The organism is Actinomadura meyerae (genome assembly GCF_900188445.1).
GTDB lineage: Bacteria > Actinomycetota > Actinomycetes > Streptosporangiales > Streptosporangiaceae > Spirillospora > Spirillospora meyerae.
The window spans coordinates 67923-94230 of the sequence record NZ_FZOR01000034.1 but is presented as its reverse complement, the minus strand read 5'-3'; the positions used below and the strand labels follow the sequence as shown (position 1 = coordinate 94230).

Here is a 26308-nt window from a genome sequence, read left to right as displayed (position 1 = left end):
GCCGGCCTCGCCGACGATCTCGATGTCGTCCTCGGCCGACAGCAGCGCCGCGACCCCGCGGCGGACGACCTCGTGGTCGTCCAGCAGGAACACCCGGATCGTCTCGGCGTTCTCGCCGGTCATGGCCTCGCCCCTCGCGTCTCGTCGCCGTCACAACGGACGCTAGCCGCGCCCGGAGCGGCCCGGCGGCGCCGGACGTCCCGCCGTCCGGGGACCTAGGTCCCGGACCGGCGGAGGTCCCGCGGGCAAGGGTCTTTCGGCCCTGTGGCGGCCGTCACCCGGTGCGCTGGGATGGGGGAGACCGACCCATACACGATCGGGGGCGAACCGTGAGCACCCTTACGGCGGCCGATCTGGCGCGGGAGCCCTTCCTGCGCGGGATGCGCGGCGCCGATCTGGCCAGGCTGGCGACCGCGGCCCGGCCCGCCGCGATCCCGGCGGGCCGGCGGATCATCGCCGAGGCGGCGCCGGCCGAGCGCTTCTGGCTGATCCGGGACGGCGAGGCGGCGCTCGACCTGCGCGTGCCCGGCCGCGGCACGGTCGCCGTCGACACCGCCGGTCCCGGCTCGGTGCTGGGCTGGTCCTGGCTGTTCCGCCCGTACCGGTGGCGCTTCGGGGCGGCGGCGGTGACCGGCGTCGAGGCCGTCGAGTTCGACGCGCGGCTGGTGCGCACCCTGTGCGCGGTCGACCCCGCGCTCGGCTACGAGCTGACCCGCCGCTTCACCGAACTCGCCGTCGACCGGCTCCAGGCGGTGCGGCTGCGGCTCGTGGAGGCCGCCGCCACCGCACCCGCCCCGCGCCCCTGATCCTCCCGAGGGCGTCAGCCGGGCACGATCACGGCGCGGCCCTCCAGCCGGCCCGCCTCCATGTCGCGGTAGGCGTCCGCCGCGCGCTCCAGCGGGTACCGGGTGACCTGGGGCCGCAGCAGCCCCCGCGCCGCCAGGTCGAGGACCTCCGCCAGCTCCGGCCGCGATCCCCAGTAGGTCGTCTGGATCGACACCTCGTAGGGGACGGAGAAGAACGACACCGGCAGCGTGCCCCCGCCGATGCCGACGATGGTGACGTCGCCGAGCGTCCGCGCCGCGGCGGCGGCCGTCGCGAGCGTCGCGTCCACGCCGACGAAGTCGAGCACCACGTCGGCGCCGCGCCCGCCGGTCGCGTCCCGCACGGCGCCCGCCGTGGTGCCGTCGGACGGCAGGGCGAGATCCGCGCCGTGCGAGACCGCGAGCTCGCGGGCCTCCTCGCGCGTGTCGACGGCGATGACCCGCGCGGCCGTGGTGGCCTTCAGGATCTGCACCGCCAGGTGGCCGAGCCCGCCCGTCCCGATCACGACGGCGGCCGCGCCCGGCGGCAGCTTCGCCCACGACCGCCGGACGGCGTGGTACGGGGTGAGCCCGGCGTCGGTCAGCGGGGCCGCGTCCACCGGGTCGAGCCCGTCAGGCAGCGGCACGAGGAACCGCCCGGAGGGCACCAGCAGGTACTCGGCCATGCCGCCGTCGAGCCCGAGCCCGCCGCCGCCTCCGGGCACGGGAGCCTCCGCCGGGTTCTCGCAGTAGTTCTCCGCCCCGGCCTGGCACCGCACGCAGACCCCGCAACCCCACGGCCCGTACACGGCCACGGGCTCGCCCACCTCGACGCCGCGGACGCCGTCGCCGACGGCGTGCACCCACCCGGCGTTCTCGTGGCCGAGGGTGAACGGCGGCCCCCACGGCAGCGTGTCGCCGTCGAGGTCGCGCATGAGGTGCAGGTCCGAGTGGCAGGCGCCCGCGCCCCCGACCTTGACGACGACCTGCCCCGGTCCCGGCTCCGGCTCGGCGACCTCGACCGGCTCCGGATCGGACTTCCACTCCAGCAACCGAAGTGCCCGCATGATCCCTCCCTGAAGAGCCCGTTCCATCTCGCATACCCCGAAACCGGGCGCCATCGCGGCGCAAGTTTCCGGTAATTCCAATTGACTAAGTAGGAAATCCTGGCCATGCTGGTCCGCATGCACGCACGGACCTCTCTCTGGACGCGCCCGCACGTCGATCTCGGCCGGCTGGCGAGTGCGCTGTGTCGCCGCGCCGCGCCCTTCGGCGGCGCAGCGCGGCGACACACGTGAACCACGGAGAGGACACCGGAGAATGACGACGACCACGAGCGCCCTCGTCACGGGCGCCCACGTCACGGGCCCGCTGGCCGAGACGGCGGCGGAGCTGGCCCGCAGCAGCGCCGACTGGCTGGCGCGGGTGCGGTTCGACCCGGAGGGCCGCTGGTACGAGCGCCTCCATCGCGACGACGACCGGGAGATCTGGCTGATCAGCTGGCTCCCCGGCCAGGGCACCGGCCTGCACGACCACGGCGGCTCGCGGGGCGCGTTCGCGGTCGCGCTCGGCGCCCTGGAGGAGCGCGACCCGGGCGCGGTGCGCACGGTCGCGCCGGGCGAGGTCCGCGCGTTCGGGGCCGACTACGTCCACGAGGTGCGCAACGCCTCCGCCGCCCCGGCGATCAGCGTGCACGCCTACTCCCCGCCGCTGTCCGCGATGAACCGCTACGACCTCGTCGGCGGCCGACCGGTGCTGCGCGACACCGAGGAGGCCGGCCGCTGGTGAGGGCCGCCTCTCCGGGGCCCTTCCCCCGGGGAGGCGGCCGTTTGCGGTGCCCCCGGCGGGGTACTCGCCGTGCCTGGCCGGTCGCGGTCTCGGCAGGGGGAGGAAACGGTCGGTGGGGATTCGGGGGATGTCCCTGGCCAGGACGGTGCTTTCCATACCGGACACGGCGGCGCGGACGGCCGTCCGCGGCACCGCCGCCGGAGTGCGGACCACCGTGCACGCCGGGACGGGAGCCCTGGGCCAGATCGCCACCCTCGCCTCCGGCGGTCCCCGGCGCCGCGTGTGGGCGCACGGCGGCCGGGCGCACATCCAGGCGAACGGCCTGTCGGGCGGCGGCCCCCGCCACCGGCGGTACACGCGGGCGCTGACCGACGCCCTGCGGGGCCTGGACGGCGTCGACTGGGCGGAGGTCAACGCGGTCGCGGGAAGCGTCCTCGTCACCTACGCGCAGGGCGCGGTCGACCTGGACACCCTGGTCGAGACGATCCGGTCCGTCGAAGAGGCGCACGGCGCCACCCGCTTCGACGCCAAGGCGCACTTCCACCGGCCCGACGACGACATGGCGCGGGCGGCGGCGGTGAGCGCGCTCGCGGCCGACTGCACCGGGGTCGCCGCCGCCGTCCTCGGCAGGCTGCTGGCCGTCCCGCCGGTGCCCGCCCCGGTGCGCGCGGCGGTGACGCTCGCCGAGACCGTCCCGAGCTGGCGGACCGCGCTGGAGCGCCTGCTCGGCGGGATGCGCGCCGACGCCCTGCTGGGCGTCGCCTCCGCCGCCGTCCACGGGGCCGGGCAGGGGATCGCGCCGCCCCTCACCGACGCCGTGCACCGGGTCTTCCAGCTCTACGAGCTTCACGCGCGCCGCGAGGCGTGGCGGCACCGCGAGCCGCAGCTGGCGGTGCCGGGCCGGCAGCCGCCGGAGTGCGGTACCCCTGCCGAGCGGCCCCGCCCCCTCCCGGAGGGGCCGGTGGAGCGGGCGTCGCGGCGCACCGCGCTGGCCCAGCTGCTCGGCTCCGGCGGCGTCCTGGCGAGCACGCGCGACGCGTCCGCCGCCGCCGAGATGCTGCTGGCGACCACGCACAGGGCGGCGCGGCTCGGCCGGGAGGCGTTCGCGGCGGTACTGGGCCGCGACCTCGCCCGGCGCGGGGTGGTCGTGCTCGATCCCGGTGCGCTGCGCCGCCTCGACCGGGTCACCGCGGTCGTCCTCGACTCGGCGGTGCTGTGCGACGGCGAGCTGCGGCTGCTGTCCGCCGTCTCCACGAGCGCGGAGCTGGACGACGCGGACGTGTGGCGGGCGGCCGGCGAGGTGCTCGCCGGGCACGGCCGCGCCGCCCTGGAGGGGCCCGGCCCGTGGGCGGGCGCGGGGCTGCGGCTGGCGCGGGCGAGGGACGCGCCGTCCGGCGGCCCCGGCGACCCGTCCGGCATCACCCTCGACCTGCTCGACGGCGACGGGGAGCGGTGCGGCCGGGTCCGCGTCGGCACCTCACTGGACCCGCTGGCCGAGGGGCTGCTGGCGACGGCGCACCGGACCGCCGACGTGGTCCTGCTGACCGAGCACGCGAGCACCAGGGAGCTGCTGGCCTGGGGCGACGACTCGCCGGTGGCCGCGGCGGACCTGGCGCGGTCGGTCGCGGCGCTCCAGCGCGAAGGGCATGTGGTCCTCGCCCTGTCCGGCGGGCCCGGCGAGGCGCTCGACGCGGCGGACGTGGGCGTCGGCGTCCTGCGCGGCCACGGGCTGGCCGACTGGCGCGCCGACCTGGTCTGCGGCCCCGGGCTGGCGGAGGCGTGGCGGCTGCTGGCCGCCGTCCCGGCGGCGCGGCGCGCGAGCGAGCGCTCGGCGCAGCTCGCGCTGAGCGCGTCCGCGCTGGGCGCACTGCTGCTCGCGGGCCGGTCCCGGCGCCCCGCCCGCTGGGGCGGGCTGGGCCGGGTGACCGGCGCCTGGCAGGACGTCCCGCCCGTGCACGCGGCCGCGCTGCTGGCGATGCTCGGCGGCGCGATCGGCGCCCGGCGGGTGAACCACCTCCGCCCGCCGCCGCCCGTCGTCCGGGACGCCTGGCACGCCCTCACCGCGGTGGAGGCTTACCGGCGGCTCGTCCCCGCCACGCGCGGCGAGGGGGAGGACGGCGGGTCCGGGCTCGGGGCGGTGCCGGTGAAGGTGCCGGGCCGCGCCACCGGGCCCCTGCGCGCGGGGCTGCGCCTCGCCGCGGCCGTCCGGCAGGAACTCGACGACCCGCTCACGCCCGTCCTCGCGCTCGGCGCGGCGGCCTCCGCCGTCGTCGGGTCCAGCGTGGACGCGGCGCTGGTCGCGGGCGTCATGACCGGCAACGCCCTCATCGGCGGCGCGCAGCGGATGCGGGCCGAGCGCGCCCTCGGCGAGCTGATGCTGGGCCAGCGGATCCACGCCCGCCGGGTGCCCGCCGCCGCGCTGGAGACCGCGCCCGGCCCGGCCGGCCTCGCCCGGCTCGGGGAGGCCCGCGGCGACCGCGTCGAGGCCGGGCGCCTGCGCACCGGCGACGTGATCCTGCTCCGCTCGGAGGACGTCGTCCCGGCGGACGCCCGGCTGCTGTGGGCCGAGTCGCTGGAGGTGGACGAGGCCACCCTCACCGGCGAGTCCGTCCCCGTCGACAAGGCCACCGAGCCGTGCCCCGGCGCCGAGCCCGCCGACCGGCACTGCATGGTCTACGAGGGCACGACCGTCGTCGCGGGCGAGGCCGCCGCCGTGGTGGTCGCCACCTCCGACGCCACCGAGACCGGGCGGGCCGCCGCGCTCGCCGGCGCCGCCGAGACCTCCGCCAGCATGCAGACGCGGCTGGCCGACCTCACCCGCCGGGCGCTGCCCGCGACCGCGCTCGGCGGCGCCGCCGTCACCGCGCTCGGGATGCTGCGCGGGCTGCCGCTGCGCGGCGCGCTCGGGTCCGGCGTCGCGGTCGCCGTCGCCGCCGTCCCGGAGGGGCTGCCGCTGGTCGCCACCGTCTCGCAGCTCGCCGCCGCGCGGCGGCTGTCCCGGCTCGGCGTGCTCGTCCGCTCCGCCCGCGCGCTGGAGGCGCTGGGCCGGGTGGACACCCTGTGCTTCGACAAGACCGGCACCCTCACCGAGGGCAGGCTCAAGCTGGTCCGCGCCGCCGGACCGGCCCGCGCGCTGCCGCTCACCGGCGACGACGCGCGGCGCGTCCTGCGGGTCGCCGCGCGCGCGTGTCCGCCGCCCGGCGGTCAGGCCGCCCCGCACGCCACCGACCGGGCCGTCCTCGAACGCGCCCGCACCCTGCCGCCCGACCGCCGGTGGCGGCTGGAGGAGGAGCTGCCCTTCGAGACCACCCGCGGGTTCTCCGCCTCCCTCGGCCACGACGGCGACCGGTGGGTCATCGCCGTCAAGGGCGCTCCCGAGGTGCTGCTGGCCAAGTGCACCCGGCTCGACGGGGACGGCGGCCGGCTCACCGCGTCCCGGCGCCGCGCCGCCGCCGCGACGGTGCGGCGCCTGGCGGGGGAGGGGCTGCGCGTCCTCGCCATCGCCGAGCGGCCCGTCCCGGACGCCGCCGGGGTGCGCGGCGAGATCGCGGGCCACGTCGCCGGCCTGACGCTGCTCGGCTTCATCGGCATCGCCGACCCGCCGCGCCCCACCGCCCAGGAGGCCGTGCAGCGGCTGCACGAGGCGGGCGTCCGGGTCACCATGATCACCGGAGATCATCCGGCGACCGCCGCGGCCGTCGCCGCCGAGCTCGGCATCCCGGGCGCCGCCGAGGTCGTCACCGGCGCCGAGCTGGACGCCATGCCCGCCGGGGAGCGCCGCCGGACCGTCCGGCGGGCCGCCGTGTTCGCCCGCGTCACCCCGGCGCACAAGGTCCGCATCGTCAAGGACCTGCGGCGGGCCGGCCGGGTCGTCGCGATGACCGGGGACGGCGCCAACGACGCCGCCGCCATCCGCCGCGCCGACGTCGGCATCGCGGTGGCCGGGCGCAGCTCCGGCGCCGCCCGCAACGCCGCCGACCTCGTCCTCACCGCGCCCGACACCGCGCTCATCCTGGACGCCCTGCGCGAGGGCCGCGCGCTGTGGCACAGCGTCCGCGACGCCGCCGCCATCCTCGTCGGCGGCAACGCGGGCGAGGTCGCCTTCACCGTCCTCGGCACGGCGCTCGGCGGGAAGGCCCCGCTGAGCACCCGCCAGCTCCTGGTGGTGAACATGCTGACCGACATGCTGCCGTCCCTCGCCGTGGCGATCACCCCGGCCGACCCGCGGCCCGCCGCCGAGGTGCCGCTCGGCCCCTCCCCGGTGCCCGGGTTCACCGGCCGCGACATGGGGCGGGTGCTGGCCGTGCGCGGCACCGCCACCGCGGTCGCCGCCCTCGCCGCCTGGCACACCGGGCGGCTCACCGGGCTCGTCCCGGGCGGCCGCCGCCGGGCCTCCACGATGGGCCTCGCCGCGCTCGTCGGCGCCCAGCTCGGCCAGACCCTCATCGCCCGCTGGCACAGCCCGCTGCTGCTGGCCACCTGCGCCGTCTCGGCCGCCGCGCTGTTCGGCATCGTCGAGACGCCGGGCATGAGCCAGTTCTTCGGCTGCACCCCGCTCGGCCCCGGCGCCTGGACGGTCGTGATCCTCGCGGCGGTGGCCGCGACCCTCGGCGCCGCCGTGGCGCCCCGGCTGCTGCCGCCCGCCGCCGAACGATGACCGGCCCTTGCGCCCGAGTCCGGGCCCGTGCCCGCGCCCGCCGCTCAGCCGGCGGCCATCGCGCCGAGGCGGCGGGCGAGCCGGGCGGCGGCCTCGCGCAGCTCCGGCGGCTCCAGCACCCGCGCCTCGAAGCCCAGCCGGACCACGTGCACGGCGAGCCGCTCCAGGTCGTCGCCCCCGGCGATGAGGACGCACCAGCCGTCGCGGTCGTCCTCGACCCGCCCCACCTGCGGCGGTACCAGTTCCCGCACCCGTTCGGGCGGGGCGTGCAGCCGCACCCGGGCCAGCCACCGGTAGGGCGCCTCGGCGACGGCCCGCTGCACGTAGGCGGCCGGGTCCGGATGCTCCCGCGCCCGGAAGTGCCACGTCGTCGCGACCGCCTCGCGCATCCGGTCCAGCCGGAAGGTGCGCCAGTCGCCGCGATCGACGTCCCACGCCATCAGGTACCAGCGGCGGCCGGTGGCGACCATCCGCACCGGCTCCACCGTCCGCTCCCGCTCGGCGCCGCCCCGCGCCGCGTAGCGGAACCGCACCCGCACGGCGTCGCGGCACGCCCGCGCGAGCGTCACCAGCAGCTCCGGATCGACCTCGGCGCCCGGCGCGGCCAGGGTGTCGGTGGCGCCGTGCACCGCCCGCACCTCCGCGCGCAGCCGCGGCGGCATCACCTGGTCGAGCTTGGTGAGCGCGCGCAGCGCCGCCTCGCCCGACCCGGCGACGGTGCCGCCGGACGCCATCCGCAGCGACACCGCCGTGGCGATGGCCTCCTCGTCGTCCAGCAGCAGCGGCGGCAGCCGGGTACCGGCGCCGAGCCGGTAGCCGCCGCCGACGCCCGCCTCCGCCAGCACCGGGTAGCCGAGGGCGCGCAGCCGCTCCACGTCCCGCCGCACCGAGCGGTCGGTCACCCCCAGCTCCTTCGCCAGCTCGGCGGCGGTCCAGGACGGCCGCCGTTGCAGCAGCCCCAGCAGCCGCAGCACGCGCTCGGCCGTCGCCTCCACCGTCACCCGCGCATCGTCCCACGAATCACGGAACGGAACTGTCCGCTATTGCCGCCAAGGTGGACCCCATGACCGGCCAGACCATGAATTCCATGCTCCGGGACCAGCTCGACTGGCACTGGACCCACCAGGTGCGCCGCCGCCTCGACGGGCTCACCGACGACGAGAAGGAGGCGAGCTGACATGGCCCGCGACGTCCAGATCACCATCGACTGCGCCGACCCCGCCGCCCTGGCGGCGTTCTGGGCCGAGGCCCTCGGCTACCGGCTCCAGGACCCGCCCGGCGGCTTCGCCACCTGGGACGAGGCCCTGGACGCCATGGGCGTGCCGCCCGAGCGGCGCAACGACGCCTCCGCGGTCGTCGACCCGGGCGGCGCCGGGCCCCGGCTGTTCTTCCAGCGCGTCCCCGAGCGGAAGCGGGTCAAGAACCGCGTCCACCTGGACGTCCGCGCCGCGCCCGGCCTCCAGGGCGAGGAGCGGATGGCCGCCCTGGAGGCCGAGGCCGACCGCCTCACCGCCCACGGCGCCGCCCGCCTCGAACGCTTCGAGCCGTCCCCGCCCCTGGGAGCCGGGCACATCATCATGCTCGACCCCGAAGGCAACGAGTTCTGCCTCGACTGACCTCGGCCGGGGCCGCCGCCCGGCCGGGGCACAAGCCCGGCGTCGAGGCGGGCGGCGGGATCAGTCGCCGGGCCGGCCGAACCAGCGGGAGAGGTGGCCGTCCAGGTCCCGCTGGTCGTCGCCGATCCAGGCGACATGGCCGTCCGGACGCAGCAGGACGCACGGAACATCGAGGTCGGCCGTGGGATCCGCGAGATAGTCGACCCGGTCCGACCAGCCGCCGACGGTCAGGCGCTCGGTGCGGTCCAGCAGTAGACCGCGCCCCCGATGCAGCAGGCCGTAGAGATCGCCCTGCTTGAGGTCGATGTCGCGCAGGCGCCGCCCGAGCAGGTCAGGACCGGGCCCGAAGTCGTAGCGGACGCCGATCGCGGTGGTCTTCCCGAGCAGGTGGCGGTTCACCTCGTCGAAGTCCATCAGCTCGGTGAGCAGCCTGCGGACGGCCCGCGCTCCGGGTTCATCGGACATCAGCGCCACCTGCGCGCGGGTGCTGTCCAGCACCTCCTCGGCCACCGGGTGGCGTTCGGCGTGGTAGGTGTCCAGCAGCGTCTCCGGCGCCCGGCCCCGAACCTGCGCGGCCAGTTTCCAGCCGAGGTTGACCGCGTCCTGGACGCCGAGGTTGAGGCCCTGACCGCCGGCGGGCGGGTGGATGTGCGCCGCGTCGCCGGCCAGCAGCACCCGCCCGACCCGGTAGCGCTCGGCCAGCCGGGTGGCGTCGCCGAAGCGCGACAGCCAGCGCGGGGAGTGCACACCGAAATCGGTCCCCGCGATCGCGTGCAATGCCCGCTTGAAATCATCGAGGGTCGGCGGCTCCGCCCGATCGCTGACCTCCGCCGCGGGCACCACGACGCGATAGGCGTTTCCGCCGAAGGGCCCGAGACTGAAGCTCTTATGGGTCTCGCGGAGTTCGGCCACCTTGGCGGCGATCTCCTCCTGAGATACACCGACCTCCAACTCGCCCATCAGCGTCTCGGTCCGCGAGGGCTCGCCGGGGAAGGCGACGCCGAGCAGTTTGCGGACCGTGCTGCGCGCACCGTCACAACCGACGAGGTACCGAGCCCGCAGCCGTTCGCCACCGGCCAGTTCGACGGTCACACCGTCCCCGTCCTGCTCGAAACCGGCGACCGCACGACCGCGCCGAACCTCCGCCCCCAGCCGGACCGCGTGCTCTTCGAGCAGGCGCTCGACGACCGGCTGCGGAATGCCCAGCAGGTACGCGTAGGCGGAATCCAGGTCCTTGGGCGCGGGCTTGTCGATGGCGGCGAAGTACGCGCCCGCCGGACGCCGCCGACCGTTCTCCAGCAGGCTTTCCAGCAGCCCGCGCATCGCCATCAGTTCGAGACTGCGGATGTGCAGGCTGACGATCCGGACGAACGACGCCGGCTCGGTCTCCTTCTCCAGAACGAGTACCCGCACATCGTGCAGGCGCAGTTCGGCGGCCAGCATCGCGCCGGTCGGCCCGCACCCGGCGATGACGACGTCGTACGAGGGGGAGTGCGAAGAATCCATGGGGTGTTGCCTTTCGGGAGTGCCTGACTGGCGAGGCGCTCCCGGCGACCCCTACGTCAATCGCCCGACCATGACGACGAGGGGAGCACCCACATCGATTTAGCGTTCATGGGTCTCACCTCCTCGGGCAGTGTCACGGCCACCGGCAAGTTACAAGCCGCCGAATCGCCCCGTCCACTCCTTTATCGGCGCCTGGGGCGCGTTGCGGGTGGGGACGGGCATGGCCGCGACGCTACCGGTGCTGCACTGTGGAACCGAGCCGGTTCACCCACGAAGGGCATACGCCATGACCACGCCGCACGACTTCCCCTTGGAACCCACCCCGATCCATGTGCCGGACGAGGTGCTCGACGACCTGCGCACTCGCCTCAAATCGACCCGTCCACCGCTGGACGAGGGCAACGAGGATTGGTCCTACGGCGTCCCCGACCACTACCTCCGCGAACTGGTCGCCTACTGGCGGGACGACTACGACTGGCGCAAGGCCGAGGCCGCCATCAACGCCTACGAGCACTACCAGGTCAGCGTCGCCGGCGTCCCCGTGCACTTCATGCGCAAGCCGGGCCGCGGCCCCCGTCCGATCCCGCTGATCCTCACTCACGGTTGGCCGTGGACGTTCTGGCACTGGTCGAAGGTCATCGACCCGCTCGCCGACCCGGCCGCGTTCGGCGGAGACGCCGCCGACGCGTTCGACGTCATCGTGCCGTCCCTGCCCGGCTTCGGTTTCCCCGGGCCGCTCACCGGATTCCCGGACGTCAACTTCTGGAAGGTCTCCGACCTCTGGCACACCCTGATGACCGAGACCCTCGGATACGAGAAGTACGCCGCCGGAGGCTGCGACATCGGCGGGATCGTCTCCAGCCAGCTCGGCCACAAATACCCTGACGAGCTGTACGGCGTCCACATCGGCTCAGGGCTGCCGCTCGACTTCTTCAACGGCCCCCGCGCCTGGGACTTCGCCCGGAACCGTCCGCTCACCGACGACCAGCCCGCCGAGATCCGCGCCCGCATCATCGAGCTGGACCACCGCCTGGCGTCCCACCTCACCGCGCACATGCTCGACGGCGCGACCCTCGCCCACGGCCTGAGCGACTCGCCCGCCGGGCTGCTCGCCTGGCTGCTGGAGCGCTGGAACGCGTGGAGCGACAACGGCGGTGACGTCGAGTCCGTCTTCACCAAGGACGACCTGCTCACCCACGCCACGATCTACTGGGCGAACAACTCCATCGCCACGTCGATGCGCTACTACGCCAACGCCAACCGCTACCCGTGGACGCCCGTCCACGACCGTAGCCCGGTCGTCCAGGCCCCGGTCGGCCTCACCTTCGTCACCTACGAGAACCCGCCCGGCATCCACAGCGCCGACGAGCGCGTCCAGGCGTTCAAGTCCGGCCCGCAGGCCGCCTGGTTCAACCACGTCAACGTCAACGCCCACGACCACGGCGGCCACTTCATCCCCTGGGAGAACCCCGAGGCCTGGATCACCGACCTCCGCCGCACCTTCCACGACCGCAGGCCCTGAGCGGCGACCACCACATCGCCCCGGTCCCGCCGCCCTCGGCCGAGGACGGCGGGACCGGGGTTCAGCTCGTGCGGGTCACCAGGGGGCAGATCCGGCATGCCTGCGGCCCCCGCTGGCGGAACCAGCGGCAGGTGCGCCGGATGCCGCACTTGGGCAGCCGCTCCCGGCCTTCGGCGCCCTCATCCTGGAGACCGTCGGTCTCCAGGATGCCGTCGATCAGCCCGCAGGCGGTGCCGGTCCAGTAGCCGCAGCCGCCGCGGATGCACGGTTCGGCGAAGCGGAACCGTGCGTCCGCGGCTCCGCCCCGCTCCGCTCGGGCGACGAACTCGCGGTCGACGGGCAGCACCGGCGAGAGATAGCCGAGGGTCCCGCCGGCCGTCATGATTCCCAGGAGGACCGCGCCCTCCCGGCAGCGGCCGCTCGGGCAGGCGAGGTCCTCCCCGGCGTCCTTTTCGGCGTCCATACGACCGCTACAGGTCGCGCAGCGGATCGGGGTCGGGCTCGATCGGCATTATGCCGATCGGACCGGGCAGCCACGGCGGACGGAATTCGGGATTGAACTCGTCGGGCAGCCGCCCCTCGCCTTCGGGCATCGGCGCCGGAATCCGTCCGCGGCCTCCGGGGCCGATCAGGCGGACGGAAAGGGTGGCCGCCTCGTCGATTCCCGCGATCTCGGTCAGGACGGCCCGCTGTATCGCGGAGGTGATGCGATCGTGGGCCTCCGGGGAGAGCGAGATGCCCAGATCGATCGTCCATTTCGCCGGTATTGTCGCATTCTCTTCGCTCATTGCCGCCTCCCGTGGCGTCCGGCTAGAAATGCCATTCGACCGCGACCGAGCCGGTGACCTGCTCGGTGCCGCCCTGCGGGCCGCTCTGGGTCTGGCCCTCGACCTTGACCGTGACCTTGTCCGGGACGTACCAGGGGTTGTCCGTCTCCCCCTCCTCGGTGGGGACGCCGCTGTCCGGCCCGGTCACCTGGAGGGTGACCTGCCCCACCGGGCCGAGCAGCAGGACGTTGTCGATGGCCTGCACGAAGCCGCCCACATCGGTGCCCGCGCCGGCCAGCGCGGCCTCCTGCCCGGGCGTCAGCGTGAACAGCAGGGCCCAGCTCCCGGGCTTCTCGATCAGCGACTTCATGAGCCGCAGCCCCAGCATCGGGTCGCCGGCGATCTTCTCGTTCAGCCGCCCCATGCTCTCCGGCGTCGGCGGTTCGGGCAGTGCCAGTTTCCGTAGCTCTTCCTCGGTGAGGACGGTCACTTCGCGCCGTGCTGTTTCGCCCATACGTCTTCCCCGTCGTCGTGTCTCCCGCTGCGCGGAAGCCCCACTGGAGCGACAGTCGCAGAGGGTTTAGCGAAAAGGAATATCGCGCGGCGGTCCGCATGTGGACACTAATGGATCATTCTGGCCGGGTAGCATCCCCCGGTGAAGGCGGGGGCGGGAATGAACGAAGAAGATCTCGAAATGGCGCGCGAGGCGAAAAGGGCCGTCGCGGAGCGCCTGCTGGCGAATCCCGATGTGCACGCGGCCGGTGTGGGACGCCGCAGGAAAGCGGGAAAGAAGATCGACGAGTACGCGATCGTCGTGCACGTCGCAAAAAAGATCAGTCGTGACCGGGTGCCCCCGTCGAGACTGCTCCCGACGAGCGTCCGCCACACCGCCCGCGACGGGCGCGAGGTCCGGGTCCGCGTCGACGTCCAGGAGCATGCGCCTCCCGTCCCCGAAGGCCCGGACCTCTCCGCCCGGGTGCGTCCGGTGCCGGGCGGGTACAGCGCCGGCACCGGAACCCTCGGCGGCTGGGTCTGGGACGCCCTCACCGGCCAGGTCGTGGCACTGTCGAACGAGCACGTCTTCGGCTCCGTCCCGGGCACGCCGGTCACGCAGCCGTCCCTCCGCGACGGCGGCAGGCCGGCGGAGGACCAGATCGCCCGGGTCCTGAGAGCCGGGACCCTCGACGCGGCCATCGCGGCGCCGCTCGCTCCCGCCCTCGTCGACCCGGCCATCGCCTCCGCCGGTCCCGCGGTCTTCGGCATCGCCGAGGCGGCCATCGACATGCCCGTGCAGAAGACCGGGCAGACAACCGGGCTCACCTTCGGCACCGTCGACCTCATCGAGTTCGACTGCGGCCACCACGGCTCGCACGCCGACCTGTGGATCGACGGCGGGACCGCCGACTTCTCCTCAACGGGCGACTCGGGCGCCCTCTACCTGTACATGGGCGAGGGGGCTCCCCGCGTCGTCGGCTTGCACTGGGGCGGCTCGGCCAACCACGGCGCGGGCCACCACATCCGCGCCGTCTTCGACGACCTGAACCTGGCCCCGCTGAGCGCGCCCCTCGTCCCACCCCCCGCCCCGGCACCCACCGCCCGCCGCGCGCGGCCGGAGGCGGGCCTGGAAAGGTGACGAAGACGGGCCAACACGCCCAAGAACCTTTCCGCTGCTTCGCGGCCCCGGTACGTCCGCCACCGCGGGACGTGTCGCTCGACATGAGCGTTCAGAGGGCGCACTTGGCCCATACGATCTTTCCCCCTTCCGCGATCGGTCGGGTTCCCCAACTGTGGACGAGTTGCGATACCAGCAGCAGCCCCCGGCCCGAGGTCGCCTCGAAGTCCTCCTGGCCGACCACCGGCAGCCCGTCCCCCTGGTCCCACACCTCGATCACCGCCAGGTCCGGGCGGACGTCGCGGAAGACGCGGAGGATGATCTTCCCCTCGCCGTGCCGCCAGGCGTTGGTCACCAGTTCGGACACCACCAGGCGCGCCATGTAGTCGTCGGCGGAGCCCCACTCTCGGAACAGCCCGGCGAGGAAATCTCTCGCCAGGGCCGGCGCGTTCTCGTTGGGTTCGAGGAGAATAGTCGGAATTTCTGGGGCAGGTGCGGACATATCGCTACGACCTTCGGGGGCGTCTTCGATTGCTTCGGGTATAAGCGTGCTCACTTTGAGTTAGCCTCGCTACGTTCCGGAATCATCCGCAACAAACGGGAGAGGCCATGCTCGCGCGGGAGTCACTCGACCCTTCAAGATCGATTTGGCACTTCATAGCGTTCCACCTGCGCCGCTATCGAAAAGCTCACAGTATGTCCGGGCAGGCGCTCGGTGACCTGCTCGACTGTGACCGTTCGACTGTTTCCCGGTACGAGTCCAACACGCTCAAGCTCAAACGGGAGCACGCGGAGATCATCGACCGCGTATGGAACACGCAGGGCATGTTCACGGCCCTGGTCGGGTTCGCCGAGCAGGCCGACGAAGGCAACTGGCTGCTGGAACTCGCCGAGTTCGAGGCCCGCGCGACACGCATCAGGATGTGGGAGGCATCGCTCGTCCCGGGACTCTTTCAGACACCCGACTACGTACGTGCCGCGCGGAGTGCCGGGACGACGGACGATCTGGAAGCGGCCATTGAACGGAGGCTGTCACGGCAGGCTGCCGTCTTCGACAAGCCCAAGCCGCCGAGGGTGACGGCTTTTCTCGCCTGGGCGGCGGTCTCACAGATCGTCGGGGGCCCGGACGTGATGCGCGGCCAACTCGCCCGGCTGATCGAATTGAGCGAGCTTCCCCACGTCAGCATCCGCGTGGTGGAGAACAGCGCAGGCGCGCATCCGGGACTCGACGGACCTTTCAAGCTCCTGACGGTCGGAGACCGGGACATCGCGTACACCGAAGCGGCGACACGGGGCTGCTTCCTCATGGATCCGTTCGACGTTCAAGAGGTGGCAGTAAGGTACGACTCGATTAGTGACATAGCCGCCCCGGTCGGCCCATCTCGGGCTCTCCTGGAGGCCGAATTGGAGAAGTACACATGACCCAGTGGCGCAAGTCGAGCCGCAGCGGCACGAGCGGGCAGTCCGACTGCGTGGAGGTTGCGAACCTCTCCGGAGGTATCGCCGTGCGTGACAGCAAGGACCCGAGCGGCTTCCACGTCACGCTCCCGGTCGAGCGGTTCCGCCGGTTGGCCGACGACATCAAGCGCGGAGCGCACGACCTGCCCTGACGGCAGCAGCGCGTTGGGTACGCGCGACGGGCCGTGCTGGAGTTGCTGCACGAGCGCCCTCGCCCACCTGCACTAACGTTCCTCCAGCCAGGCCGGGAGGGGTTCGCGGTGGGCGAGCCAGTCCGGTGGGATGCCGTCCAGGCCGGTACCGGCGCCGATGATGCCTCCGACGATCGCGGCGGTGGTGTCCATGTCGCCGCCGGCCGCGACACAGGCCCGGACTCCGGCGGCGTAGTCGTCCCGGTGCCGGGTGGCGGCCCAGAGTGCGAACGGCACGGTGTCCTGGGCGGTGATGCGCGATCCGTTTCCCAGGGCCCGCGCCGCCTCTTCGCGGGTCGCCTTCGAGAGGCCGCGGGCGCGCTGGAGACCTCTCCGGACGTAGGTTCCCCCAACGTGGTCGAGTGCCGCCTCGATCAGGTCTTCGGCGGTGCCGGCGGCGGCGACGGAGGCCGCGACGGCGACGGCCACCGCGCCCGCGATCCCTTCGGCGTGGGCGTGGGTGATCTCGGCTTGGAGGGCGGCCTCCGCGGCGGCGCCTGCCGGGTCGCCGGAGTAGAAGGCGCCCAGAGGGGCGACGCGCATGGCGGCTCCGTTGCCGAAGGAGCCGTTGCCGCCGAAGGACTCGGCCGAGGCCGCGCGCCACGGGTGCCCGTCGCGGATGCGTTCGAGCAGTTCGAGGGCCCCGGCGCCGTAGCGGCGGCCGATGTCCATGCGGGTGGCGAAGGACGCGGCGAGGGCGTCCTGGTCGATGCGTCCGTGATGGTGCAGGCATGCGACGACCGAGCAGGCCATCTCGGTGTCGTCACTCCACTCCCACGGTGGGGGAGGGACGTCCGCGGGGCTGAGATGCCGGTTGGCGTGCAGGAAGAACTGGTCGCCGAACGCGTCGCCGACCGACAGCCCCGCCAGGGAGGCGTGCATCAGCGCGGCTGCGCGCTCCGGAGTCGGCACGAGGCCGCGATGGTCGTCGTTCATGGCAATCGCCCGTCGCAGGGAACCGGCTCGATCAGGGGATGCTCCTCATATGCGACCACGAGTCGGTCCTCGTGTGCGTCAGCGGGTCGGCGGTGCGGTCATGAGGGGCACGATGTGCTCGCGGACGTGCCGCTCGTCGGGCGGGTCGCCGTGGATCATCATGTGCACGAGGAGCAGCGCCGTTCCGGCGTCGGCGCGGGTCGTCAGGTCGGACACCGGGCCCAGGATGCGGCGCAGGTTCTCCTGGACGGCCGTCCGGACGGGGTCGATCTTGGCCTCGCGGACCGCCGCGGCCAGTTCGGAGCCGGGCTCGCTCAGCAGCACCGCCAGCAGCGGCGCGCCCCGGTGGCGGAGCCCTTCGGCGATCTGCGTCAGGCTCGCCACGAGGTCTTCCACCGGATCGTCGCCGTGCTCGGGCAGGCGCTCGGCCGCCGCCGCCCGCAGCGCGTCCACGACCAGGGCGTACTTGGTCGGCCAGCGCCGGTAGAGCGAGCCGAGGCCGACACCCGCGGTCTTGGCGATCTCCCCGACGTGCAGCCCGGCGTACCCGTGGCTGTCGAGCAGGGTCAGTGTCGTGCGCAGGACCGCCTGGTCGACGGCCGGATCCCTGGGCCGCCCCCGCGTCTTGTCTCCGCTCACGGGGGCAGTTTAACGGCAACACCAGCTTCCGCATTAGTGCCCGATATGGCCGCCCCGCCGTCGGAGGACGGCGTCGAACGGGAGAACCACGAAGCTCCGGCCTTCGTCCTGCACCCGTGTCGTCAGCGTCAGGCGGGTGCCGGGTCCCCGGATTCCTCGCGGTCCCGGGGCGGGGCGCAGGAGCCGCGCTGGATGAGCTGGGCGCCGACGCGGTAGGTGCGCCCGTTCCGGGTGGAGGGGGCCTTGCCGCGGCCGCGCTCGAGCTGCTGGAGGAGCAGGTCCATGGCTGTCGAGCTCACCGCCGCGAACCCCGCCCGCACGAACGGCCTCTACCCCCGCAAGGGGACGCTGCTGCCGGGCGCGGACGCGGACCTCGCCATCTGGGACCCGGCCGCCGAATGGCAGGTCACCACGGGCGACCTGCACATGGCCACCGACTACACGCCGTACGAGGGCATGACCATCACAGGCCGCCCGAGAACGGTTTTGGTAGGCGGACGGGTCGTCGTCGACGACGGTGTCCTCGTCGACCCGGCGCCCCGTGGCCGCCACATCAAGGCCGCCCCGATCACGTCCGGCTAGCGCCAGGGATCGAGGGCGTGCTTGCCGTGGGTGGCACCGGCTTCCAACCGCTGCAACACCTCGGGCCCGTCGGCCAGGGGGTGTACCTCGGGAGTGCCCGGCAGGTAGACGCCGTCGGCGACAAGCGCCTGGATTTCGCTCATCACCGATCGGTAGAGGGACGGGGCCTTGGCCGCGAGCGCACCGATGTGCAAGCCCTTGATCTGGGCATAGTGGGTGAAGATCAGGTCGTGCGTGGTGAGGGTGGCGTCGCCTGAGGCGGCGCCGAGAACGACGACGCGGCCGGTGAAGGGCTTGGCGACCGCCAGGCTGGTCTCGAACGTTGCCCTGCCCACCGATTCCAGGACGAGATCGACCCCGGCCCCGCCGGTCAACCGGGTGATCTCGGCGGCCAGCCCGGGGTGGCGGCCGTCCAGAACCTCGTCGGCACCAAGTGCCTCGACGATGGCGTGCTTGGCCGGGGAGGCCGTGGCGAAGACGCGGGCGCCATAGTGGCGGGCGAGGCGGACCGCGGCCTGTCCCACCCCACCGGCCGCGGCCTGGACGAGCACCACATCGCCGGCCTTGACCTCACCCAGCGGCCCGAGTGCGGCCAGCGCGGTGGCCCAGTTCAGCACCATCCCGAGCGCTTCGGCGTCGCTCCAGCCGGTCGGCACGGGCAGGACACCGGCGGCCGGCATCGTCATGTATTGCGCGAAGGCGCCCGGACCGGTTCCGATGACATGGGCGCCGAGCGGAAGCGGCCTCTCGACGTCCGCGCCGACCCCCACGATCTCACCGGCCGCTTCGAAGCCCGCCACATAGTGCGCCTGCGGCCCGCCGCCATAGGTTCCGCGGGTCTGCATGGCATCGGCGAAGTTGACCCCGGCGGCACCGACGCGAATCAGGTACTCACCGGGCCCCGGGACGGGACGCGGGTGACCGGTGGCGAGCCTCAGCTCCTCAGGCCCCCGGAGCGAGTGCTGAATCAGTGCCCGCATCGTCTGCTCAGGGCCTTGCTGCGAGTCGTTGATCTCCATGCACCAGAACCTAGGAACCTGACACATGCGTCAAGGTCAAGCGCCTCTCAAAAAGCGGCGCGGCGAGCCTCCCGGAGATAGGCGTCCAGGGCCGCCTGCTGATCGCTGAGAGCGGCGATGCGTGCGGCGAGCCGGTCACGATAGCTCTGCACCTCGCGCAGAAACTCCGCGGACACCGCCTCGGCGCCACCGTCCAGACCGGGCAGGGCTTCCCGGATCAGCCGCACAGGCAGCCCGGACTCCAGCAGAGAACGGATGACGAGCACCCGGTCGATCGTGGACTGGCAGTAGTCACGAAACCCGTTGCTGAACCGGCCGGGGACGATCAGCCCCTCATCCTCGTAGTGCCGCAACGAGCGCGCACTCACACCACTGACCCGGGCGGCTTCACCGATCTTCACATCTCGCGCCAACGCCCGACACCACCGAGATCTTCCACTTCGTGGCGGGGGGCACACGGCCCACTCCCTCCACGAGCTGCGAGCCGCTCCTCACCTGGGTGGTACTCGAACCCCGCGTGTCGGGGAGCAGCGGCGGACGCCGCGCTTGCGTTCGAGCGCGCTCGAACTCCTAGCGTCGCCGGCATGACATCTCAACCAGGGACTCAGCGGACGTGGATCATCACCGGCGCGTCGGCGGGCTTCGGCCGTGCCATCGCCGAGTGCGCGGTCGGGCGGGGCGACAACGTGGTGCTGGCCGTGCGGCGGCCCGGGTCGGTCGCCGACCTCGCGGACGCCCACCGCGACCAAGTGCTGGTCGCCGAGCTCGACGTGCGTGACACCGGACGCGCCGGAGACGTCATCAGGGCGGCGGTCGACCGGTTCGACCGCGTGGACGTGCTGGTGAACAACGCCGGCCGCGGGATCGTCGGCGCGGCCGAGGAAGTGGACGAAGAAGAGCTGCGCGCGTCCTTGGAACTGCACCTGCTGGGTCCCGCGGCGCTGGTGCGGGCCGTCCTGCCGTACTTCCGCGAGCAGGGGTCGGGCACGATCGTGCAGATGAGCAGCCAGGGCGGGCGCATCTCCTTCCCCGGTGTCGGCGCGTACTCGGCCGGCAAGTTCGCCCTCGAAGGCTGGTCGGAGGCGCTGGCCGGCGAGGTCGCGCCGTTCGGCGTCCGGGTGATGATCGTCGAGCCGAGCCGGTTCCGCACCTCGTTCAACGCGCCCGACGTGCTCGGGGTCGCCGACGCCGGCGCCGCGTACGCCGGGCTGCTGGCCGCCGTCCGCAACGATATGGCGAGCGCCGACGGGATCCAGGAGGGCGATCCGGTGCGGGCCGCGGAGATCATCGTGGGCCTGGTCGAGGGTGACGAGCTGCCGTTGCGGCTTCCGCTCGGGCGTGAGGCGGTCGAGCGGATCGGAAGGTCCTACCGGCAGAACCTGGAGGAGCTCGAACGCTGGGCCCCTACCGCGCGCGCCGCCGACTTCCCCGGCGCCCCCGCATCCGCCCGGCCGATTTAGAGTGTGGCCATGGCCACGGACGATCTGATGTCGAAGGCGCTCGCGGCCCTCGACGAGGTCGACGGCCCGATGTCGGTCGAGGTCATTCACCGCCTGGTGGACGTCAGCGCCGCCACCGAGCCGATGACCATCACGGAAGTCGCCGACCTGCTCGACATGTCGCCGCACACACTTCGTTACTACGAGCGGATCGGCCTGGTCGAGGTGCCCCGGGATGCCGGCGGCCACCGCAGCTACGACGCGCAGACGGTACGGAGACTGGTTTTCCTGACCCGCATGCGCCTGTCCGGGATGGCCATGCGCGACCTTCAGCACTACATGCGGCTGGCCGACGAGGGCGACGACACCGTCCCCGAGCGCCTTGACCTGCTCCTCGAACACCGCGACACGATCCGCCGCCAGCTCAGGGAACTGACCCTCTCGCTGGCGGCGACCGAATACAAGATCGCCACCTACGGCGGCCACGCCGGCCCGTCGTCAACGGAGAAGGCCTGACTCGGTCGCCGTCCGGGAGGGACTCGAAGAGAGACTTGGAGGTGATCGTGTGGCTGCCACCAAGCCCACGGCGGGACGGGCCAGCGCGCCCCTCAAGGGCGACCGAGACACGGATGAGCTGATCACTGATGGCGCTCACTTCCTCGGGATGACAAAGAAGGAACTGGTGGGGGAGGCTGTCCGGGCCTACCTGGCGTCCCACCGCGAGAAGATGCGTCAGGCAATGCTCGACAAGCTCCGCAAGCTCGACGGATCGGCTGCCTCCAGCGTCTCGCTCCTGACTGACATCCCGGCCGAGGACATCGAACGGCTCGGTGGGATCAGCGAGGACATCTGATCGAATGGAACCGACTCGGCCGACACTGCGGGCGCTCCTGGAGGACCTCGGTCTCCCGCTGCCTCCGCTTGATCAGCCTTTGGACGAGATCGACCCCCCTGCTGGCCAAGGCCCGCGCCCAGTTTGCGGTGGACGAGGTCGGCCACGAACGGATCCGCGCGATAGACGACGAGGTGGTCTTCAAGGCCAGGGTCCATCGGTGGCGCGGCGCCGTCTGGAGCGATACGAGCATTCCGTGGCTGATCGCCGCCGACATACGCGAGGACGGCTCCGGCGACGACTTCTACCAAGCCCTCACTCGTGATGCTCAGACGGCTCATGCGCGCTACAACGCTGAGCACGCCAGACCGCTCGGAGGCAGAACCCATGTCGGTCACCTGTTGCCGACCGACGACGACCACAAGCGCCATCACCTGGAAGAAGGCACCCGCCTGCTCCGCCGATTGATCAGGATGATCCGGGAGTTGGCACGCGGATCCCTGCGCGACGGCCACGAGCACGCTGCCGATCTACCCGGCTTCCGGCTGGCATTGTCGTCCGTGCTGATGACGGAAACGAAACCTACGTCGTCGTGAAGATCATTGGCTCTGTCCCCGGTGATCTGGTCGCTGTGATCCCGCAGCACGTTCCCGGCTGCGACCCAGAACTCTAGGACACCGCAGTCAGGCTTCCAGAACGAAGTCTGTTCGGCCTTGAGCAGGCGTGGTTCAACGTCATGGAACCAAAGGCCGCCGCTCAACTCCTCGAAGACGATGTCCGACCCATCGAGGAGGTTGAAGTCGAGCAGCCTCCGGTACCCGCGACCGACGCCCGCTGGTGCTGGTGGAGCGCTGGGAGATCGGCGCATCCGGGTCACCGCCGAGGTAGAACCCGGAGCTTGTACGTGAGAAGCGTGCTATAGGCGCAGGCACGTCGTCCTTGCTGAATCAGGTCATGTGATAGTGGCTCTGAAGCCTTCGAGTTCGCTCTGGTGACCTGCGGCTTTTACTTGTGCTGGGGCACTTGCACCACGACAACGCCTGCGATGTTGTCTGGCATGTCCGATGTCAAGCGGTCCTGATCGAAATCACCTGAGGCAATCTCAAGGATGTAGTCGGGCGGCACGTGCAGTAGAGGGTTGAGTGTGTGCTCGAAGTACCTCTGACCCCAGTGCCCAGTGTCGTCCGGGACGTCGCCAAAGACCCGGCCAAGCCGGTCGTGGTCACCAGAGTGCGAACTTCCGACGCTCGTCGATACCGCGGTGAACGCTCCGTAGCGGGCTCTCAGTACTTGGTCGATCATCGAACGGGTGACTGCTCGTGTTCCGTCCTGCGGCTCTTGTAGGAAATTCAAGAGTTCTGGTTGTAGTTGCCTCTCGAGCGTTGGTATCAACAATGCGCGCGCAGGAGGTGGCGTCCATAAGTCCTCCAGTGCAACCGACCGCTCGTAGGTCGTTGCTGCGTCACTCACAATCAGTTCTTCTGCGAGTAGTGCTGGCATCAGGGAAATAGTGCGCTTGGTGCAAGAGATGCAGTTCTCGCTCTTGTGATCGTCCGAACAGCGCTCTCGCCCTCGGTAATTGCCTGTTCCAAGGTAAAGCGCATATACGGGCAGAAGGTCGAGTCGCGCCGCACTAGAATGAAGCACCTCGCGTTGTGGAGGCGCCGTGCTTCTCGCTTTGTATCCGAAGTCGAAGCTCCATCTGCTCCCCGACACGGTCACGCGCTTCGCCTGGACTAGCATCCCGTAAGCACCCGTTCTGTCCACCCACCACCAGACCCAGTCGGCGCCACTGAGAGCCTCGGCTCGCTGAGTGAACGGAACAACGGTGACTGCCCGCGCCGCCTGAGCCATCACGATCTCGGTGATCGACGTCTCGCTCCATCGCAGGCTGACCTGCTCACACGCGGTCATGTGCCGAACGGCTTCAATGCGAGCCGACCGGAAGGCGTCATCCACCGCCGCCATGGTCTCATCCTCCTTCGCGAATCGGACAAGATTATAGGCTTGCAAGTCCTCGCCCGTGGGCGTGCCCGATGGCTTGCACGGCTCCGCAAATATGACGGGCCGCATCGACGTACCTTCGGCAGCAGGGTCAGGGGCCAGGCGCTCCTTGTGGCCGTGCTCCGGGTTCCGTGCAGCTCCAAAAAGCCAGTTCACTAAACCAATGTGAGGCCCATTCGTGTGCTGCACTCGCGTGTTAAGCGCTCAAGCTTCGCTGATAGTCGCGAGGACGCCTAGGCTCCGGTGAGCCAGGGGCGTGCTCGGTGAGGTGGGGGTTGATCGCGGCTTCCCAACGCAGCGACCAGAACGGGCAGCGCGGGGCCTGGATCAAGTTTCGGCTCCCGTTCGGTTGCGACGGGAGTTGGAATGTAGCAAACGCCATGATGACGGCATGAGTTTGTCGCTGGAGCGCTCTGGGATTGGGAGGAACGGAGTGCGGACGAGGTGGATGCCTGCTTGGTGGGCACGGATTCTCGGGTTCCTTCCAATCCCGGTGCCGGTGTCCGGGTGGTCCGACGAACGTCGGCGGTGGGCTCCGACCTCCTCGCGTGCGTGCTTCCTGCTGACCGCTGACACGAGATGGGATTCCAAGTTGTCTCCTGCGTTCCTATCGCACTCACCCAGACGGGTACTCGGTGCGTCGTGGACGTATCAGTGGCTACACCGAGGCTGTGGCGCCGATGCTAGTGACCACCTCGGCGGGGGGAGCGGCAGCCAAGTCGGCAATGCTCCTACTGGGTGGCGTTGATGCATAGGGAACGCGAGCCTGCACCCCTCAGCCCAGCATGTGACTGTCCGTCGGTGGGGCCTGGTGGGATACGGGGATGAGTGAATCCCGTCAATTGGTCGCGCAGTTGCTCAAGGCAGTGGTGGCGTACATATGGTTTTTCGAGACCTGCGATGAAACGGTAGTGGACGACGACACGGCGCTCCAGCAGCAGGAGTAAGCCGGTTATCTCCTCAACCAGTTCTCGTACGCGGACAAACGGCGGCTTGCTGATGAGCTGGCGGCCCTGGCGGCGAATGAGACGGATCCGGCGTACCGGGAGTTCGTGGAGACGTTCGCCTTCGCTAAGGGTCTTGTGGACGGATGAGGCGGAGGCGCGGCCCGGCGCCGAGCGGACTGGGCGAGGCCGACGGACGCTGGGCCGCGCACCGGCCCAGGCGCCCGTGACCGAGGACGGCGTCGCGCTGGTGCTCGGCGTCGCGGACGAGTTCCGGCGGCGGACCGGAGCCCGGCCGTGTGACCGTGAAGTGACCGGGGTGAGAGCGACCGGGTCAAGGCTGTGCCGTGTCGGATCCACGAACCGGTTCGAGGAGCGCAGCACATGCCCCCCAGCACACCCAACTTCGGTCCGCAGATCGACCCCTATGCCGCGTACGAGGGCCAGCGGGACTGCGACCCGTCGGCGAAGCCGGGCGTGGTCGCGTTCCGCGACCTGGTGCTCGCCGCCTACCCGGGCACCCGGGACATGGGCATCAGCAGGGAGTGCGGCAAACGCGGCCGCAGTGAGCACAAGGAAGGACGCGCCTGGGACTGGGGAGTGAACGTTCACACCCAAGGGCACATCGCGTCCGACCTCATCGACTGGCTCCTGGCCACGGACCGGCACGGCAACCCCCACGCGCTGGCGCGCCGGTTCGGGATCATGTACGTGATCTGGAACCGCCGTATCTGGGAGGCGTACCGCCCCGGCGCCGGCTGGAGACCGTACACGGGGGACAACCCGCACACCGACCACGTGCACTTGAGCTTCAACTGGGCCGGTGCCCGAAGGGAGACCACGTGGTGGACCGCTCCCCGGTGGACTCCGCGGGTGAGTGTGGGTGTGCCGTCGGTGGTGGATCACGGTTCGGGGATGGTGGTGTTCGGTGTCGATGGGGCGGGTGGGGTGGTTCATCGTTGGCAGAACGTGGCGGGTGGTGCGTGGTCGGAGTGGGTGTCGTTGGGGCGTCCGTCGGGGGCGGCGGTGGGGCGTCCGTGGGCGTTGGTGGGTCGTTACGGGAAGTTGGTGGTGTTCGTTCGGGGTGGGGATGGGGCGTTGTGGCATACCTGGCAGTCCGAGGCTGGGGAGTGGGCTCGGGATTGGGTGTCGCTGGGTGGTCGTCTCGCGAGTGATCCGGCGGTGGTGCTGAGCCCGAACGGTGCCTTGTCGGTGTTCGCTCGCGACCCCGATGGGCGCATCACTCACACCTGGCAGCGCGGTCCCGAGCACGGTCACGCCTGGAATGACGCCTGGGTCGACATGGAAGGCGCCGTGCAAGGACGCCCCACCGTTCTCGTCGGGCGGGACGGGGGCATGGTGCTGTTCGCCCGAGGCGCCGATGATGCGCTGCATCATCGCTGGCAGACCGGCACCGGCGGGCCGTGGTCGGCCTGGACGCCCCTGCATGGGCAGTTGACGAGTGATCCGGCGGTTGTGTTGAGCCCGAACGGTGCTCTGTCGGTGTTCGCCCGCGACCTCGATGGGCGCATCACGCACACGTGGCAACGCGGCCCGGAACATGGCCACGCCTGGAACGAGTCCTGGGTGGACATGGAGGGTGCGGTCGTGGGGCGTCCGACCGTTGTGGTCGGGCGGGACGGGGGCATGGTGCTGTTCGCTCGCGGTACCGATGACGCGTTGCATCATCGGTGGCAGACCGGTACCGGCGGGCCGTGGTCGGCGTGGACGCCCTTGCACGGGCGGTTGACGAGTGATCCGGCCGTCGTCCTCAACCCCAGCGGTGACCTGTCGGTGTTCGGCCGCGCCCCGGACGGGCACCTCACCCACACCTGGCAGCGCGGTCCCGAACACGGTCACGCCTGGAACGACACCTGGGCCGACATGGGCGGGGAACTTGCCCCCGACCCGGCCGGCACCACAACGGCCGCAGCAGCACAGGCGCAGCCCGACGGTCTCCTCCGCTGACGCTCACCACCGCCTGCCTCCGATG

At 71.9% G+C, this 26308-nt stretch carries 28 protein-coding genes and 1 pseudogene; 15 read left to right on the top strand and 14 right to left on the bottom strand.

Annotation, left to right across the window (positions count from 1 at the left end):
• Nucleotides 1–123: pseudogene (locus CHF16_RS41570) on the bottom strand (DNA-binding response regulator); the annotation flags it as partial.
• A 206-nt stretch (nt 124–329) separates the two neighbouring features.
• On the opposite strand from CHF16_RS41570, the gene CHF16_RS28825 reads away from it, so the two are divergent.
• A complete protein-coding gene (locus CHF16_RS28825; RefSeq protein WP_218826885.1) occupies nt 330–806 on the top strand; it encodes a cyclic nucleotide-binding domain-containing protein in 477 nt (158 codons plus the stop codon).
• 14 nt (nt 807–820) lie between these two features.
• On the opposite strand, the gene CHF16_RS28820 is transcribed toward CHF16_RS28825, so the two are convergent.
• Nucleotides 821–1870 (bottom strand): NAD(P)-dependent alcohol dehydrogenase, encoded by a 1050-nt coding sequence (locus CHF16_RS28820; RefSeq protein ID WP_089329278.1) that lies wholly within the window; start codon nt 1868–1870, stop codon nt 821–823.
• 105 nt (nt 1871–1975) lie between these two features.
• On the opposite strand from CHF16_RS28820, the gene CHF16_RS42220 reads away from it, so the two are divergent.
• From CHF16_RS42220 to CHF16_RS28810, 3 genes are all read left to right on the top strand, one after another.
• Complete coding sequence (locus CHF16_RS42220) at nt 1976–2101, top strand: putative leader peptide (RefSeq protein WP_425427524.1); 126 nt, start codon at nt 1976–1978, stop codon at nt 2099–2101.
• Nucleotides 2102–2123: 22 nt separating this feature from the next.
• Entirely contained in the window at nt 2124–2591 is a 468-nt protein-coding gene (locus tag CHF16_RS28815) for a cysteine dioxygenase (protein WP_089329277.1), read from the top strand.
• 127 nt (nt 2592–2718) lie between these two features.
• Nucleotides 2719–7248 (top strand): cation-translocating P-type ATPase, encoded by a 4530-nt coding sequence (locus CHF16_RS28810; RefSeq protein ID WP_089329276.1) that lies wholly within the window; start codon nt 2719–2721, stop codon nt 7246–7248.
• Nucleotides 7249–7292: 44 nt separating this feature from the next.
• Here CHF16_RS28810 and CHF16_RS28805 read toward each other — a convergent pair whose 3' ends face one another.
• On the bottom strand, nt 7293–8243 hold the full coding sequence (locus CHF16_RS28805) for a helix-turn-helix transcriptional regulator (RefSeq protein ID WP_089329288.1): 951 nt from the start codon (nt 8241–8243) through the stop codon (nt 7293–7295).
• Nucleotides 8244–8426: 183 nt separating this feature from the next.
• Here CHF16_RS28805 and CHF16_RS28800 point away from each other — a divergent pair, with 183 nt between their 5' ends.
• Complete coding sequence (locus tag CHF16_RS28800) at nt 8427–8864, top strand: VOC family protein (protein ID WP_089329275.1); 438 nt, start codon at nt 8427–8429, stop codon at nt 8862–8864.
• Nucleotides 8865–8924: 60 nt separating this feature from the next.
• Here the strand turns inward: CHF16_RS28800 and rox are convergent, their stop codons facing one another.
• Complete coding sequence (gene rox / locus CHF16_RS28795; protein ID WP_089329274.1) at nt 8925–10370, bottom strand: rifampin monooxygenase; 1446 nt, start codon at nt 10368–10370, stop codon at nt 8925–8927.
• 286 nt (nt 10371–10656) lie between these two features.
• Here rox and CHF16_RS28790 point away from each other — a divergent pair, with 286 nt between their 5' ends.
• A complete protein-coding gene (locus CHF16_RS28790; RefSeq protein ID WP_089329273.1) occupies nt 10657–11892 on the top strand; it encodes an epoxide hydrolase family protein in 1236 nt (411 codons plus the stop codon).
• A 61-nt stretch (nt 11893–11953) separates the two neighbouring features.
• Here CHF16_RS28790 and CHF16_RS28785 read toward each other — a convergent pair whose 3' ends face one another.
• Genes CHF16_RS28785 through CHF16_RS28775 form a run of 3 tightly spaced genes read right to left on the bottom strand, consistent with a single transcriptional unit; the run spans nt 11954 to nt 13173 of the window.
• On the bottom strand, nt 11954–12355 hold the full coding sequence (locus CHF16_RS28785) for a hypothetical protein (protein ID WP_089329272.1): 402 nt from the start codon (nt 12353–12355) through the stop codon (nt 11954–11956).
• 7 nt (nt 12356–12362) lie between these two features.
• Nucleotides 12363–12680, bottom strand: coding sequence for a hypothetical protein (locus CHF16_RS28780; protein WP_089329271.1), 318 nt, complete (start codon nt 12678–12680; stop codon nt 12363–12365).
• 22 nt (nt 12681–12702) lie between these two features.
• Nucleotides 12703–13173, bottom strand: a complete 471-nt coding sequence (locus tag CHF16_RS28775) for a hypothetical protein (protein WP_143228158.1) — start codon at nt 13171–13173, stop codon at nt 12703–12705.
• Nucleotides 13174–13332: 159 nt separating this feature from the next.
• Between CHF16_RS28775 and CHF16_RS28770 the strand changes: the two genes are divergently transcribed.
• The gene (locus CHF16_RS28770; protein ID WP_179271746.1) at nt 13333–14292 is read left to right on the top strand and encodes a hypothetical protein; all 960 of its coding nucleotides are present in this window, start codon (nt 13333–13335) and stop codon (nt 14290–14292) included.
• Between the two features lie 91 nt (nt 14293–14383).
• Here the strand turns inward: CHF16_RS28770 and CHF16_RS28765 are convergent, their stop codons facing one another.
• Nucleotides 14384–14773 carry an ATP-binding protein gene (locus CHF16_RS28765; protein WP_089329269.1) on the bottom strand — a complete coding sequence of 130 codons (390 nt, stop codon included), beginning with the start codon at nt 14771–14773 and terminating at the stop codon, nt 14384–14386.
• A 194-nt stretch (nt 14774–14967) separates the two neighbouring features.
• On the opposite strand from CHF16_RS28765, the gene CHF16_RS28760 reads away from it, so the two are divergent.
• Together CHF16_RS28760 and CHF16_RS28755 are read left to right on the top strand one after the other, a co-directional pair.
• Nucleotides 14968–15693 (top strand): DUF5753 domain-containing protein, encoded by a 726-nt coding sequence (locus CHF16_RS28760; RefSeq protein WP_089329268.1) that lies wholly within the window; start codon nt 14968–14970, stop codon nt 15691–15693.
• Nucleotides 15690–15881 (top strand): DUF397 domain-containing protein, encoded by a 192-nt coding sequence (locus tag CHF16_RS28755; RefSeq protein WP_089329267.1) that lies wholly within the window; start codon nt 15690–15692, stop codon nt 15879–15881. Before CHF16_RS28760 ends, CHF16_RS28755 begins: the two co-directional genes overlap by 4 nt.
• Before the next feature lie 72 nt (nt 15882–15953).
• Here CHF16_RS28755 and CHF16_RS28750 read toward each other — a convergent pair whose 3' ends face one another.
• From CHF16_RS28750 to CHF16_RS40500, 3 genes are all read right to left on the bottom strand, one after another.
• A complete protein-coding gene (locus CHF16_RS28750) occupies nt 15954–16856 on the bottom strand; it encodes an ADP-ribosylglycohydrolase family protein (RefSeq protein ID WP_245869412.1) in 903 nt (300 codons plus the stop codon).
• A 78-nt stretch (nt 16857–16934) separates the two neighbouring features.
• The gene (locus CHF16_RS28745) at nt 16935–17495 is read right to left on the bottom strand and encodes a TetR/AcrR family transcriptional regulator (RefSeq protein ID WP_089329266.1); all 561 of its coding nucleotides are present in this window, start codon (nt 17493–17495) and stop codon (nt 16935–16937) included.
• 128 nt (nt 17496–17623) lie between these two features.
• Complete coding sequence (locus tag CHF16_RS40500; RefSeq protein ID WP_179271745.1) at nt 17624–17779, bottom strand: hypothetical protein; 156 nt, start codon at nt 17777–17779, stop codon at nt 17624–17626.
• Between CHF16_RS40500 and CHF16_RS28740 the strand changes: the two genes are divergently transcribed.
• Nucleotides 17778–18077, top strand: coding sequence for an amidohydrolase family protein (locus CHF16_RS28740; protein WP_089329265.1), 300 nt, complete (start codon nt 17778–17780; stop codon nt 18075–18077). The genes CHF16_RS40500 and CHF16_RS28740 overlap by 2 nt on opposite strands.
• On the opposite strand, the gene CHF16_RS28735 is transcribed toward CHF16_RS28740, so the two are convergent.
• Together CHF16_RS28735 and CHF16_RS28730 are read right to left on the bottom strand one after the other, a co-directional pair.
• Complete coding sequence (locus tag CHF16_RS28735; RefSeq protein WP_089329286.1) at nt 18074–19096, bottom strand: zinc-binding dehydrogenase; 1023 nt, start codon at nt 19094–19096, stop codon at nt 18074–18076. The genes CHF16_RS28740 and CHF16_RS28735 overlap by 4 nt on opposite strands.
• A gap of 47 nt (nt 19097–19143) precedes the next feature.
• Entirely contained in the window at nt 19144–19497 is a 354-nt protein-coding gene (locus CHF16_RS28730) for a MerR family transcriptional regulator (protein WP_089329264.1), read from the bottom strand.
• Nucleotides 19498–19680: 183 nt separating this feature from the next.
• On the opposite strand from CHF16_RS28730, the gene CHF16_RS28725 reads away from it, so the two are divergent.
• The 4 genes from CHF16_RS28725 (at nt 19681) to CHF16_RS28710 (ending at nt 21963) form a co-directional block, all read left to right on the top strand.
• Nucleotides 19681–20556, top strand: a complete 876-nt coding sequence (locus tag CHF16_RS28725; protein WP_089329263.1) for an SDR family NAD(P)-dependent oxidoreductase — start codon at nt 19681–19683, stop codon at nt 20554–20556.
• A 9-nt stretch (nt 20557–20565) separates the two neighbouring features.
• Nucleotides 20566–21051, top strand: a complete 486-nt coding sequence (locus tag CHF16_RS28720; RefSeq protein WP_089329285.1) for a MerR family transcriptional regulator — start codon at nt 20566–20568, stop codon at nt 21049–21051.
• A gap of 49 nt (nt 21052–21100) precedes the next feature.
• Nucleotides 21101–21388 (top strand): hypothetical protein, encoded by a 288-nt coding sequence (locus CHF16_RS28715; RefSeq protein WP_089329262.1) that lies wholly within the window; start codon nt 21101–21103, stop codon nt 21386–21388.
• 68 nt (nt 21389–21456) lie between these two features.
• Nucleotides 21457–21963 (top strand): hypothetical protein, encoded by a 507-nt coding sequence (locus CHF16_RS28710; protein WP_179271744.1) that lies wholly within the window; start codon nt 21457–21459, stop codon nt 21961–21963.
• Nucleotides 21964–22372: 409 nt separating this feature from the next.
• Here CHF16_RS28710 and CHF16_RS28705 read toward each other — a convergent pair whose 3' ends face one another.
• Nucleotides 22373–23527, bottom strand: a complete 1155-nt coding sequence (locus CHF16_RS28705) for a DUF6615 family protein (protein ID WP_218826884.1) — start codon at nt 23525–23527, stop codon at nt 22373–22375.
• A gap of 1172 nt (nt 23528–24699) precedes the next feature.
• On the opposite strand from CHF16_RS28705, the gene CHF16_RS28700 reads away from it, so the two are divergent.
• Nucleotides 24700–26283: a PLL family lectin gene (locus CHF16_RS28700; RefSeq protein WP_089329261.1), complete on the top strand. Its 1584-nt coding sequence runs from the start codon at nt 24700–24702 to the stop codon at nt 26281–26283.
• The last annotated feature ends 25 nt before the right edge of the window (nt 26284–26308 follow it).

Coding starts and splice junctions, on each gene's coding strand:
- CHF16_RS28820 (WP_089329278.1), bottom strand. CDS start 1,870: ATGCGGGCACTTCGGTTGCTGGAGTGGAAGTCCGATCCGGAGCCGGTC.
- CHF16_RS42220 (WP_425427524.1), top strand. CDS start 1,976: ATGCTGGTCCGCATGCACGCACGGACCTCTCTCTGGACGCGCCCGCAC.
- CHF16_RS28815 (WP_089329277.1), top strand. CDS start 2,124: ATGACGACGACCACGAGCGCCCTCGTCACGGGCGCCCACGTCACGGGC.
- CHF16_RS28810 (WP_089329276.1), top strand. CDS start 2,719: ATGTCCCTGGCCAGGACGGTGCTTTCCATACCGGACACGGCGGCGCGG.
- CHF16_RS28800 (WP_089329275.1), top strand. CDS start 8,427: ATGGCCCGCGACGTCCAGATCACCATCGACTGCGCCGACCCCGCCGCC.
- rox (WP_089329274.1), bottom strand. CDS start 10,370: ATGGATTCTTCGCACTCCCCCTCGTACGACGTCGTCATCGCCGGGTGC.
- CHF16_RS28790 (WP_089329273.1), top strand. CDS start 10,657: ATGACCACGCCGCACGACTTCCCCTTGGAACCCACCCCGATCCATGTG.
- CHF16_RS28785 (WP_089329272.1), bottom strand. CDS start 12,355: ATGGACGCCGAAAAGGACGCCGGGGAGGACCTCGCCTGCCCGAGCGGC.
- CHF16_RS28780 (WP_089329271.1), bottom strand. CDS start 12,680: ATGAGCGAAGAGAATGCGACAATACCGGCGAAATGGACGATCGATCTG.
- CHF16_RS28775 (WP_143228158.1), bottom strand. CDS start 13,173: ATGGGCGAAACAGCACGGCGCGAAGTGACCGTCCTCACCGAGGAAGAG.
- CHF16_RS28770 (WP_179271746.1), top strand. CDS start 13,333: ATGAACGAAGAAGATCTCGAAATGGCGCGCGAGGCGAAAAGGGCCGTC.
- CHF16_RS28765 (WP_089329269.1), bottom strand. CDS start 14,773: ATGTCCGCACCTGCCCCAGAAATTCCGACTATTCTCCTCGAACCCAAC.
- CHF16_RS28760 (WP_089329268.1), top strand. CDS start 14,968: ATGTCCGGGCAGGCGCTCGGTGACCTGCTCGACTGTGACCGTTCGACT.
- CHF16_RS28755 (WP_089329267.1), top strand. CDS start 15,690: ATGACCCAGTGGCGCAAGTCGAGCCGCAGCGGCACGAGCGGGCAGTCC.
- CHF16_RS28750 (WP_245869412.1), bottom strand. CDS start 16,856: ATGAACGACGACCATCGCGGCCTCGTGCCGACTCCGGAGCGCGCAGCC.
- CHF16_RS28740 (WP_089329265.1), top strand. CDS start 17,778: ATGGCTGTCGAGCTCACCGCCGCGAACCCCGCCCGCACGAACGGCCTC.
- CHF16_RS40500 (WP_179271745.1), bottom strand. CDS start 17,779: ATGGACCTGCTCCTCCAGCAGCTCGAGCGCGGCCGCGGCAAGGCCCCC.
- CHF16_RS28735 (WP_089329286.1), bottom strand. CDS start 19,096: ATGGAGATCAACGACTCGCAGCAAGGCCCTGAGCAGACGATGCGGGCA.
- CHF16_RS28725 (WP_089329263.1), top strand. CDS start 19,681: ATGACATCTCAACCAGGGACTCAGCGGACGTGGATCATCACCGGCGCG.
- CHF16_RS28720 (WP_089329285.1), top strand. CDS start 20,566: ATGGCCACGGACGATCTGATGTCGAAGGCGCTCGCGGCCCTCGACGAG.
- CHF16_RS28700 (WP_089329261.1), top strand. CDS start 24,700: ATGCCCCCCAGCACACCCAACTTCGGTCCGCAGATCGACCCCTATGCC.